At 62.2% G+C, this 10,365-nt stretch carries 12 protein-coding genes; 2 read left to right on the top strand and 10 right to left on the bottom strand.

What is annotated here, in order from left to right:
- Window positions 1-520 (top strand): nucleoside/nucleotide kinase family protein (locus tag ROE7235_RS20095; RefSeq protein ID WP_503128423.1); only part of this gene is annotated, 520 nt, incomplete at its 5' end.
- 29 nt (window positions 521-549) lie between these two features.
- Window positions 550-1,209 (top strand): fructose-6-phosphate aldolase, encoded by a 660-nt coding sequence (gene fsa / locus ROE7235_RS04810; protein WP_121093536.1) that lies wholly within the window; start codon window positions 550-552, stop codon window positions 1,207-1,209.
- 209 nt (window positions 1,210-1,418) lie between these two features.
- Here fsa and ROE7235_RS04805 read toward each other — a convergent pair whose 3' ends face one another.
- From ROE7235_RS04805 to ROE7235_RS04765, 10 genes are all read right to left on the bottom strand, one after another.
- On the bottom strand, window positions 1,419-1,748 hold the full coding sequence (locus ROE7235_RS04805; RefSeq protein ID WP_370743436.1) for a MerR family DNA-binding protein: 330 nt from the start codon (window positions 1,746-1,748) through the stop codon (window positions 1,419-1,421).
- A gap of 51 nt (window positions 1,749-1,799) precedes the next feature.
- Window positions 1,800-2,066: a hypothetical protein gene (locus ROE7235_RS19850; protein WP_147434168.1), complete on the bottom strand. Its 267-nt coding sequence runs from the start codon at window positions 2,064-2,066 to the stop codon at window positions 1,800-1,802.
- 141 nt (window positions 2,067-2,207) lie between these two features.
- A complete protein-coding gene (cydX, locus tag ROE7235_RS04800; RefSeq protein ID WP_121093535.1) occupies window positions 2,208-2,318 on the bottom strand; it encodes a cytochrome bd-I oxidase subunit CydX in 111 nt (36 codons plus the stop codon).
- Between the two features lie 13 nt (window positions 2,319-2,331).
- Window positions 2,332-3,483, bottom strand: a complete 1,152-nt coding sequence (gene cydB, locus ROE7235_RS04795) for a cytochrome d ubiquinol oxidase subunit II (RefSeq protein ID WP_121093534.1) — start codon at window positions 3,481-3,483, stop codon at window positions 2,332-2,334.
- 5 nt (window positions 3,484-3,488) lie between these two features.
- On the bottom strand, window positions 3,489-5,099 hold the full coding sequence (locus tag ROE7235_RS04790) for a cytochrome ubiquinol oxidase subunit I (RefSeq protein WP_121093533.1): 1,611 nt from the start codon (window positions 5,097-5,099) through the stop codon (window positions 3,489-3,491).
- A 109-nt stretch (window positions 5,100-5,208) separates the two neighbouring features.
- Window positions 5,209-6,849 carry an amino acid ABC transporter ATP-binding/permease protein gene (locus ROE7235_RS04785; RefSeq protein ID WP_121093532.1) on the bottom strand — a complete coding sequence of 547 codons (1,641 nt, stop codon included), beginning with the start codon at window positions 6,847-6,849 and terminating at the stop codon, window positions 5,209-5,211.
- Window positions 6,846-8,462 carry a thiol reductant ABC exporter subunit CydD gene (gene cydD, locus ROE7235_RS04780; protein ID WP_121093531.1) on the bottom strand — a complete coding sequence of 539 codons (1,617 nt, stop codon included), beginning with the start codon at window positions 8,460-8,462 and terminating at the stop codon, window positions 6,846-6,848. Before cydD ends, ROE7235_RS04785 begins: the two co-directional genes overlap by 4 nt.
- 71 nt (window positions 8,463-8,533) lie before the next feature.
- Complete coding sequence (locus ROE7235_RS04775; RefSeq protein ID WP_121093530.1) at window positions 8,534-8,788, bottom strand: hypothetical protein; 255 nt, start codon at window positions 8,786-8,788, stop codon at window positions 8,534-8,536.
- 30 nt (window positions 8,789-8,818) lie between these two features.
- Window positions 8,819-9,499 (bottom strand): hypothetical protein, encoded by a 681-nt coding sequence (locus ROE7235_RS04770; protein WP_121093529.1) that lies wholly within the window; start codon window positions 9,497-9,499, stop codon window positions 8,819-8,821.
- Window positions 9,496-10,362 carry an SDR family oxidoreductase gene (locus ROE7235_RS04765; RefSeq protein ID WP_121093528.1) on the bottom strand — a complete coding sequence of 289 codons (867 nt, stop codon included), beginning with the start codon at window positions 10,360-10,362 and terminating at the stop codon, window positions 9,496-9,498. The genes ROE7235_RS04770 and ROE7235_RS04765 overlap by 4 nt, the downstream gene beginning before the upstream one ends.
- Window positions 10,363-10,365: the final 3 nt, after the last annotated feature.

The raw sequence follows: 10,365 nt of genomic DNA, 5'->3' as shown, positions 1-10,365 counted from the left end.
CTGCGGCCTGCGCGCCTTGGCACACGTCAGCTATCTGGAGAGCACCCGCGCCAAGGCGCAGCTAAACCGCGACCAAGCTGATCAATTTTACACCGGGAACTTGGCCAATTTTGCTCCGGGATTGACACACACGTTTGACGCTGACGTCTTTGTTGCAACCTTGCGCAGCTTGCGTCCGGTAGGGAGCGCAGGTGCGGTCCCGCTTTTTGATCGTAGCCAAGATCAAACTGTGCCGGCGGGCCGGACCGTTGCGGACTCCGTTGGTATCCTTGTCGTCGAAGGGAATTACCTGCTGCTCGCGTCGCAGCCATGGCAACAAGTTGCCAGTCTGCTCGATGCCACGGTCGCGCTAAGGCCGTCACTTGGCACGCTCGAACAGCGGCTGATGAAACGCTGGCGCGCGCACGGGCTGTCACCGCAGATGGCCTATGGCAAGACCCATGGCAATGACCTCAACAACGCCAAGCGGGTGTTGAATGAAAGCGCCGATGCGACTTTGACATTGCACCAGCTGCATTGATAGCGCGCTCTGAACTGAATGGAGAGACCATGAAAATATTTGCTGATACCGCCGATCTGGACGCGATCAAGACCCTTGCCGCCTCGGGGCTCATTGATGGCGTGACCACCAATCCGACGCTTGTTGCGAAAAGCGACAAACCCTTCCTGAGCGTGATTGCAGAGATTGCGGAGTGTGTCGACGGCCCCGTCTCAGCGGAGGTGACGGGTCTTGAATATGACCAGATGATGCGCGAAGCAGAGGTCTTGCGAGCCATCGCGCCAAATATCTGCGTAAAACTTCCGCTGACACTCGACGGGTTGCGCGCCTGTCGACGACTTACGGATGAGGCTTGCCAGACCAATGTAACCCTCTGTTTCACGGCCAATCAGGCGCTTTTGGCGGCAAAAGCCGGGGCGACCTTCATCTCACCCTTTGTTGGACGCCTTGATGATATCGGCCTTGATGGTGTGGATCTGCTGCGCGACATTCGGCAGGTTTATGATAACTATCCCCGTTTTCAGACCCAGGTCCTTGCGGCGTCGTTGCGCGGGACGAACCATGTTCAAGCAGCGGCACTCGCTGGCGCGGATGCCGCGACTATGCCGCCGCAAGTAATCAGGGCTCTGACTGACCATCCGCTGACGAAAGCCGGCCTTGCAGGGTTTCTGAAAGATTGGGCCGCGACAGGTCAGACAATCTTGCCTTAATAGACAGACCAAGATCTGTTTACGCGTGAAGCAATTCCAGATTTGTGGGCAGCGCCCGTAGCCCCCACATCCAAAGTAGCGATGCGGCGATGTAGACTGCGCCTTAGCTGGCGAAGGCTCGGTCGGCGAAGTCGGCCTCGAGCTGCGTGAGTAGCCAACCAAAGAGCGCAAGGCTCGCATCGCCCGGCATGAGCAGGAACATGGAGGCGTCAGCGCGCCACCATGCGCAGATAGTAGAGCAACTGGCGATCTTGGCCAGCGCGGCCAAAGGGTAGATCTGCGCAATCGGCCTCCCAGGTTGCCTTTCCGTGGTCAGTGAGGCAAGCGGCGTTATCGCGCAGGATTTCCAGCCGAGCGATCCTAAGTTCGACATCCTCAAGCTGGCGCTTCGCAATGCGATCTACATCCGCGCAAGAGTGGTCTGGGTTGTCAGACAGATTTAGAAGCTCGCGATCGCATCGAGAGTAGAGCCAAGTTGTCGGGCGTGCCGGATGAAGGCCGTCTCGGGTTCCCTGCCTCCAGCATACGAAGCTGCCCAACGGTTTGCTCGATTCTGATGACAGGCACCGTCAGCCAGTGCATTGAGGTTGCTACAGACCAAGCTTTACCTCAGCGCGGTCACCGAGCCGGTTTGCTTCGCAAGATTCTGAGCCTGACGTAGCGTAAATTTTTAACATTTTTCGGGACGTCACACTGTTACAAAACATCACGTAAGCGATTGTTTTTATTAATACCAATAACGGTTCAAATCCGTTATCGCCCACCATCACTTCCCCAACAGAAACGGGATTTCCTTTTTCAAAGGGGTCTGTCCGTTCCTTTTTTGTATCAAAATCGGTCTGCATCAGCGGGCGCACCAAGATGCCTTGGGTATGCTGGGCAGCCGGGCAGAGTGCCGATGTCGCGCGCGACTTTTGCCGCGCATCTGGGCACCGCGCCCCGTTTGTCCTCGCCGTGTAGCACGCGCCCCGCGTCAGACGGCACGGGGCGCGTTGGTTTCAAGTTTCATCGGTCAGTTTCTTGTCTTCGCGCATCTCGAACCACATGGCGTTCAGGACGGCGAACATCGCGGCCAGCGGTAGGCCCAATATCCAAGCGAAATACCACATTTTCCGGCTCCTTTCAGTAAGCGTTCTTGTTGGTGATCATCTCGTCTTCATCGACCTTGCCCCACAGCACTTTATAGACCCAAGCGGTGTAGATCAGGATCAGCGGCATGAAGATGGCCGTGCAAACCAGCATGATGAACAGGGTCAGGTGCGAAGATGACGCGTCCCAGACCGTCAGCGACGATTTCGGGTCTATGGACGAAGGCATGATGAAGGGGAACATTGTCAGGCCGACGGATGAGATGACGCCGGTAATCCCCAGTTTCGACCATAGCAGGGCCGACACCTCGCCACCACGGGCCAAGCCGCGCACCGCCAAGGCCATGCCGACAAAGCCCATGACCGGCGCGATCATCGCCCAGGGTCGCACGTTATAGGCGTTCAACCACGACCCCTCACGCACCACCGCGGACATCAACGGGTTTGACGGGCCATCGGTCACGACTTGCCCGACCATCTGGAACCCGGTGATCCCGAATGCCAGCCACAGACCGGCCAGCGCATAACCTGCGATTGCAACCACCCCGGCCCAAAAGCCGATGCGACGGGCGCGGGCCAGAATGTCGGGCGAGTCCACCTTTACGGCCAACCATGTCGCACCATGGGCCACCAGCATCGCCAGCGACACAACGCCAGCCAGCAGCGCGAACGGGTGCAGAAGCTGGAAGAACGTCCCTTCATAGAGCGAGAACAGGTTGTCGTTCAGCCGGAACGGCGCGCCCAGCATCACGTTGCCCACGGCCACACCGAACAGCAGCGCAGGCACCGCACCGCCGATGAACAGCGCCCAATCCCAACCGCTGCGCCAGCGCGCCGAGGGGCGCTTGGAGCGGTATTTGAACCCGACAGGCCGCAGGATGAGCGCGGCAAGCACCACGAACATCGCAAGGTAGAACCCAGAGAAGCTGACCGCGTAGAGCGGTGGCCAAGCGGCGAAAATCGCGCCACCGCCAAGGATGAACCAAACCTGGTTGCCTTCCCAGACCGGACCAACGGTGTTGATGACCACGCGCCGCTCTGTGTCGGATTTCGCGACGAAGGGCAGCAAAGCGCCCACGCCCATGTCGAACCCGTCTGTCAGGGCGAAGCCGATCAGCAGCACTCCCAGCAGCAGCCACCAGATCAGGCGCAGGATTTCATAGTCGATAAGTTGGTGAAGAATCATCAGTCTTACTCCGCAGGCGTGCCAAGGGGCACATTGCCGTCATGGGTGCGCAGCCGGTGAGCGTGGCGTGCCATGGCGATTTCGGTTTCTTCAACGTCCTGCTCTGGCCCTTTGCGGATGTATTTCAGCATCAGCGACATCTCGATCACCAGAAGCACCGTGTAGAAGGCGACAAAGCCCATCAGGGTCAGCGCGACAGAGGTCATCGACAGGTGGCTGACCGACATCGCAGTTGGCAAAACACCATCCACCGTCCAGGGTTGGCGGCCAAATTCGGCCACGAACCAGCCCATTTCAGCGGCAAGCCATGGCGTCGGGATGGCGGCAACAGCCCCCCACAAAGCCCAGCGCGGATAGTCGCGGCTGCCGAAATTGCTGCGGATGAAGAAGAACAACATCACCCCGATGAACGCAAAGCCCAGAACCACCATCAGGCGGAAGGCCCAGAACAGCGGCCAGACGGTTGGCACTGTATCATCCGCGGCTTGCAGGATTTGCGCCTCGGTCGCGTTGCGCGGGTCATCTGTGTATTTCAGCAGCAAGAACGCATAGCCAAGGTCGGCGCCATGGACCTCGAAGGTTTCCAGCACATCCGGTGCCGTCGCCTCGCGGTCCGTGCGGATGGTCATCAGCGCGTCATAGGCGATGATCCCGTTGCGGATACGGTCCTGCGATTCCAGCACCAGATCGTTGATGCCCGGAATTTCCTTGGTCAGCGAGCGCGTGGCGATCAGGCCCATCGCATAGGGGATGTGGATGGCATAGTGGTTTTCCCGCGCTTCCTGATCGGGCAGGCCGACAAGGGTAAAGGCGGCAGGCGCATCATGCGTTTCCCACATGCCCTCCATGGCGGCCAGCTTCATGCGCTGCGTGTGCGTGGCGCTATAGCCCGATTCGTCGCCCAGCAGGACAACAGACAGGGCAGCGGCCAGACCGAAGCTGGATGCCACGGCAATCGACCGGCGGGCCAACTCGATATGGCGGTCCTTCAGCAGATACCACGCCGACACGCCCAGCACGAAGACCGATGCGGTCACATACCCGGAGCTGACGGTGTGCACGAATTTCGCCTGTGCGACCTCGTTGAACAGAACGGCGAAGAAGTCCGTCATTTCCATGCGCATGGTCATCGGGTTGAATTCAGCGCCGACGGGGTTTTGCATCCAGCCATTGGCGATCAGGATCCACAAGGCAGAGAAGTTCGACCCAATGGCGACCAGCCAGCCGACGACAAGGTGTTGCACCTTGCTCAGCTTGTCCCAGCCAAAGAACCACAGCCCGACGAAGGTCGCTTCCAGAAAGAAGGCCATCAGCCCTTCGATGGCCAGCGGCGCGCCGAACACGTCGCCCACGTAATGGCTGTAGTAGCTCCAGTTCATGCCGAACTGGAATTCCATGGTGATGCCGGTCGCAACACCAAGCACAAAGTTGATCCCGAACAGCGTGCCCCAGAACTTGGTCATCTGCCGCCAGATCACACGGCCGGTCATGACATAGACCGTTTCCATGATGGCAATCAGAAGTGACAGACCAAGCGTGAGCGGCACGAACAGGAAGTGATACATGGCCGTCATCGCAAATTGCAGGCGCGACAGCTCGACGATCCCGAATTCCATATCATTGCTCCACTTAAGCAGGGGAACCCCCCGGTTATGGGCCGAGCAATGCGCCCGTAAGCGAGTCGCAACATTGATCCATGTCAATAAGTCGTAGCTGCGGCACCAGTTATCCCAGCGTGATGGTGCGGTCTGCTGTCGCAGCCTCTCGCGCATGGTGGCTGGCCAGAACGATCATGGCGTCCGGCAGATAGCGGCGCAGACCGGCCAGAACCTGTGTGGCTGTCGCGTCGTCCAGCCCCTCAGTCGGTTCATCGAGCAGTAAAAGCGTGGGGCGGCGCAACACTGCGCGGGCCAGCGTCAGACGACGCGACTCGCCCCCCGACATCCCTGCGCCGCGCGGACCAAGCACCATGTCCAAGCCACCATTCGGGCTGATCGTATCGGCAAGCGCAACGGCCTGCAAAACGGCCCATAATTCGGCGTCTGATGCGTCAGGGCGCGCCAGTTGCAACGCCTCGCGCACCGAACCGGCCATCAATGCACTGCGCTGGGGCAGGTAGGTGATGTGCTGGCGCAAGCCGTCCTCGGACCAGTCGCCAAGCGACAGGTCGCCCAACATGATCTGCCCCGCATCCAGCGGCACCAAACCGGCAAGCGTCTGCAACACGGTGGATTTGCCGCAACCGCTGGGCCCGGTCAGCGCAAGGGTTTGGCGCGGGTGCAGTTCGAATCCAAGATCGCGCACCAGCGCCACTGCGCCACCGGGCCGCGCAAGTGTAATGCCATCGACCCGCAGGTATTCGGGCAAGGCCACGCGCCCCGCACTCGCGGCATCCGCACGGTCCAGCGACCTTCGCACGCGGCGCGCGGCCACCGCCATCCGGCCCAGATCGGCCACGGCGCGGCGCAAAGGGGCCACGGTTTCAGCCAAAGCCAGCATGGTGAAAAAGCCAAGCGCCGCAAGGGCTGCATCAAGCTGTCCGGCCTGCACCATCGCCGCCCCCAGCCAGAGCGCGCCCCCCGCCATAAGCGTCGCCAGCACGGATACCGCAGCGCCGGTGCGGCGTTCGACCGTATCAAGCCGCGCGCGTAACGCATCAAAACGCGCATGTGCCTTCAGCGCACTGTCAGCCTGCGCGCCAAGTCGCCCATGCGCGGCCAATGTGTCACGACTGCGCACCAGATCAATGATCCGCGCCCGCATCGCTTGCATTGCGGCTTCGGCGCGGCGCGCCAGTGGCGCGGCTGGCCGCGCGGCAAGCCAGATCACAAGTGCCGCGCCAAGAGTCCAGCCCAAACCGGACAAGAGTGCCAGCGCGGGCCCGACCAGCCACCACAAAATCGCAACCGCCAGAACATGCGTGCCAAGGCCTGCAATCAAGGGCAGAACCAGCCGCAAGGGCACACCGTCCAGCGCGTCTATATCGGCGGTCAGGCTGGCAATGGCCTGTGCGCCGCGCAACCGCGCCATGGCGTTGAATGGCAGCCGCAACAGCCCACGCAACAGGCGCAACCGCAAGGTTTCAAGCGCGCGCAGGGTCGCATCATGGGTCAGCATCCGCTCTCCGTAGCGGGCGGCTGTGCGCCCCAGCGCCAGAAAGCGGATCGCGGCAGAGGGGCTGAACACATCGAACACCGCGCCCATGCCCAGCAACCCGGCGGCAGCGGCGGCGGTGATGAACCACCCCGACACGCCCAGAAGCAAACCGCCCATGACAAGCACGACGAAGCCAAGCGCGACACCACGCAGCAGAGCTTGGCGCTGCGCAGTCCAGATCAGCCGAAAGACGTACCAGATATCGCTCATTCCGCGCGCCTCAGCTCGATTACACGGTCCATGCGCGCGGCAAGCGTCTGGTCATGCGTGGCAATCACAAGCGTCGCGCCGCGCGCGCCTTCGGCCAGCAACGCCTTGGTAATCTGGGCGGCAGTGTCCGGGTCCAGATCGGCGGTCGGTTCATCTGCCAGAATGACATCCGGCGCACCATGCACCGCGCGGGCAAAGGTAATGCGTCGCCCCTCGCCCCCCGACAGGCCCGCACCGGTTTCGCCCAGACGGGTATTCAACCCCTGCGGCAATGCCGCGACCACCGGCCCGATCGCGGCGCGGTCCAGCGCGCGCGCGGTCGCGGCGGCATCCGCTTGGCCCATGTCAATGTTGCGCCGAAGGCTCGCATTCAGGAAATGCGGCGCTTGCGGCATCCAGCCAAGCCGTGCGCGCCACGCATCTGCGGTGCTGTCATCCAGCGTCTGGCCTGCGACGCGCACCTGTGCGCCGGGCAGTTGCACCAGCCCGGCCAACACCCGCAACAGCGTGGTTTTGCCCGCGCCACTGGGGCCGATAAGCGCCACACGCTCGCCTGGCCGAATGTGCAAATCGGGCAATGACACACCGGATGGTAGACGCGCATCCGTCACCGTCATCTCTGGCGGGCCCGATAGCGGCATGGCGGCCATGCCCGCACCCAGACGCGCCGCAGCGCCGGTCTGGGACCAGTCATGGTATTCCTCTGCAACGGCTTCTGCCGCAGCCTTGTCGTGCCATGCGGCAGAAAGATCCCGCAACGGCTGGAAAAAGTCGGGCGCCAGAAGCAGCAGGAAGACCCCTGCCGCCGGGTCCAGCTTGGCACCCCATGTGCCGAAAGTGACAATGTCCAGCAGCGAGAATCCCACGAAAACCGCGACCATTGCCACCCCCAGCGCCGAGAACAGTTCCAGCACTGTTGAGGACAGGAACGCCACGGCCAGTACGCGCATGGTGCGGCGGCGCAGATCCTCTGCCCGCGCGGCAAAGCCGTCCAGCACCTGCGATTGCGCGCCCAGAACCCGAATATCGGCCAAGGCCGATAACCGTTCGACCAACGTGTCGTTCAGCGTGCCGATCTCTGCCAGTTGGCGCGCACTGGCCTCTTTCGCGGCCCAGCCGACAAGCGCCATGAACACCGGGATCAGCGGCCCCGCAACCAGCAGGACTGCCGCGACGACCCATGCCTGCCAGAAGGACAGCGCAAGGATCACCAGCGGCACCAACGCAGTGCGCAAGCGCGCGGGTTGATAGCGGGTGATATAGGGGATCAGCAGGTCCAGCTTTGTGCTGCCCAGCGCGGCAATGGCCCCAGCCCCGCCGAAACGCGTGTCACCGGCCCGCGCGGCTTCCGACCGCACAAGGGTTTCGCGCGCACCCGCCACGACAGCACGGGCGCTGGCTTGCAGGTTGCGGTCTGCCATCGCGGACAGTGCGGCCCGTATCAGCCCCAAAGCGACAAAGCCTGCAATAAGTGGCACGATGCCGCTGTCCGGCGCAGTCAGCATCCGGCTGATTGCCAGGGCCACCAACGCTGCCTGCGCGGGCCACAATACTGCACTGACCGCTGAAATCAGGCTGGCATGTTGAATGGCGCGCGCTTCAGCACGGACCATTTTCTGCAAAGCACTTGGAGGAGAAGATCTGGACAAATCGGCAGGCCGCTAAGTTGTATTCGCATGACCACTTAACGCTTGCTGCCGGGTTGCGAATTGATCCAGATCACCCCAGAGGGCCAAACCGACCACGACATGTGCCGCAAGGCTCCGACAAGCAAAACCGCGCGGAACACGCGGGGCAGCATGATCGAGGCCGATGGCCGTTCGAGCACGAGCATGAGGGCGTGCGGCTCGGTCCGGGTCCAGACATGGTCCGGATCGGCGAGGAATGCGCCAAGATTGGCCGCGCTTTCCCCATGATCGTCAACCCCGCCGACATGCATCCGCAGGTGCTGCTCGGGCGCTGAGAGAAGTCATGCGGAAATCTCTTTTCTGACGTGAATAGGGGCGGCCCGCAGCAGCGCGACCCCGACGACGATGAACCAAGCGATGGCACCAAGGCCAAAGACGGCGCCAGCGATCTTTCCAAGCGGCGGCAGGATGGTCGCGAGCCCCGCGGCCCCGCTGATAACGCCGATCACGGCAGCAAGGCGGCCCAAGGTGCCGCTGGCAATACCGTAGAGGCTAACCGCCACGATCCATGCGCCACCGGCGATCTCGTTACCGCCGCCTAGGCCCAGTTCGACCACATGCATCGTCGACCACAGTTCAGCAGCGGCCTCCGGCTCGTCGGCGAGAGCATGGACGTGCTCCACCGCGACATTGGCAATCATGCCAGCGCCGAGGACAAGGGTCGCCCAGATCAGACCGATCGCACCCCCCAATGCGGCGGCGTCAGGGCGCTCTGCGGCGATTTGGCGGTGCAGTGCGACGACCAGCACCGTCAGCGCCAGCGCGTTGACAACGTAGATCGTGGTGTTCCAAAGAATCATCATGCCCGGATTCTCGGCGGTATAGGCCACCACGGCGGGAATATCGATCTCGCCCGGGCCGAAGCCGAGCGGGGCGAACACGGTGACGAGAAAGACGAAGCCGAAGATGTAGGTTCCGGCACAAATGAGGGCGGCGAGGCCGCCGGCTTTGGTAAGGGTCATTTCCGTTCTCCTGAAGGATTGTGGACCGCCTCGGCGGCAAGCGTTGCAAAGTGGTCGGCAAGACGTCGCGTCCCGAAGCGGGGCGCGACCATGTCCATGCCGAGCGCGGTCAAGAAAAAGCGCGCGGGGCCGTCCAGCCGACGGGGCAGGATCGGCAGCACGGAAAGCGTGGCGCGGCGCAGGGCGTCCGGCAGATGGAAAATGCGCGGCTGCTTCCCAAGAGCGGCAAAAGCGGCGCGGGCGATTTCGTCCTGCGTCATCACGTCGGGGCCACCGATCTCAATCCAACCCCGCCCTGCATCGGTCGCGTTCGCGATGGCCAATGCAAGGTCGGCACCATCAATGGGGTTGAGGCGCTGTGCCCCATCACCGAACAGCCAGACGCGGCCACCCTGCGCCATCGCAAAAATATCACCCATGTCCGAAAAATAGCCGGTGGGCGCGATCACGGTCGCGGGCACGTCAGAGGCACGAAGCGCGTCCACAAAGGCGGTCTTTGCATCGACAAGCGGAACGCCCGCCATGGCGTCAGCGTTCAGGACATGAACATAAGCAAATCGTCCGACGCCTGCGGCCTCTGCCTCGCGCAGCAGATTCAGGTTCGCTTGGAAGTCAACGTCTCTATAGTTTAGCCCGTCAGCCTGCCGCGTGATGCCGAGCGACGAGACAATGAGGTCCATCCCGTCCATGATCCCCCTGAGCGTCTCGGGCTGGGTGGCTTCGGCCTCGATCAAAAGATCGGCAAGCCCCTCAGCCCGCGCGGTGTTTCGGATCAGTGCGGTAACATGGTGCCCACGCCGTGCGTATTCGGCGCAAAGGTAACGGCCAAGATAGCCGGTCGCGCCGGCGATGAGAACTTTCATGAA

Source organism: Roseinatronobacter ekhonensis (genome assembly GCF_900499075.1).
Taxonomy (GTDB): domain Bacteria; phylum Pseudomonadota; class Alphaproteobacteria; order Rhodobacterales; family Rhodobacteraceae; genus Roseinatronobacter; species Roseinatronobacter ekhonensis.
Note: the sequence above shows the minus strand (reverse complement) of the source record. Positions and strands in the feature narration are given on the sequence as shown.

Excerpts from the sequence above, each read along its gene's own strand:
- fsa (WP_121093536.1), top strand. The coding sequence starts at position 550 with ATGAAAATATTTGCTGATACCGCCGATCTGGACGCGATCAAGACCCTT.
- cydX (WP_121093535.1), bottom strand. The coding sequence starts at position 2,318 with ATGTGGTATTTCGCTTGGATATTGGGCCTACCGCTGGCCGCGATGTTC.
- cydB (WP_121093534.1), bottom strand. The coding sequence starts at position 3,483 with ATGATTCTTCACCAACTTATCGACTATGAAATCCTGCGCCTGATCTGG.
- ROE7235_RS04790 (WP_121093533.1), bottom strand. The coding sequence starts at position 5,099 with ATGGAATTCGGGATCGTCGAGCTGTCGCGCCTGCAATTTGCGATGACG.
- ROE7235_RS04785 (WP_121093532.1), bottom strand. The coding sequence starts at position 6,849 with ATGAGCGATATCTGGTACGTCTTTCGGCTGATCTGGACTGCGCAGCGC.
- cydD (WP_121093531.1), bottom strand. The coding sequence starts at position 8,462 with ATGGTCCGTGCTGAAGCGCGCGCCATTCAACATGCCAGCCTGATTTCA.
- ROE7235_RS04775 (WP_121093530.1), bottom strand. The coding sequence starts at position 8,788 with ATGCATGTCGGCGGGGTTGACGATCATGGGGAAAGCGCGGCCAATCTT.
- ROE7235_RS04770 (WP_121093529.1), bottom strand. The coding sequence starts at position 9,499 with ATGACCCTTACCAAAGCCGGCGGCCTCGCCGCCCTCATTTGTGCCGGA.
- ROE7235_RS04765 (WP_121093528.1), bottom strand. The coding sequence starts at position 10,362 with ATGAAAGTTCTCATCGCCGGCGCGACCGGCTATCTTGGCCGTTACCTT.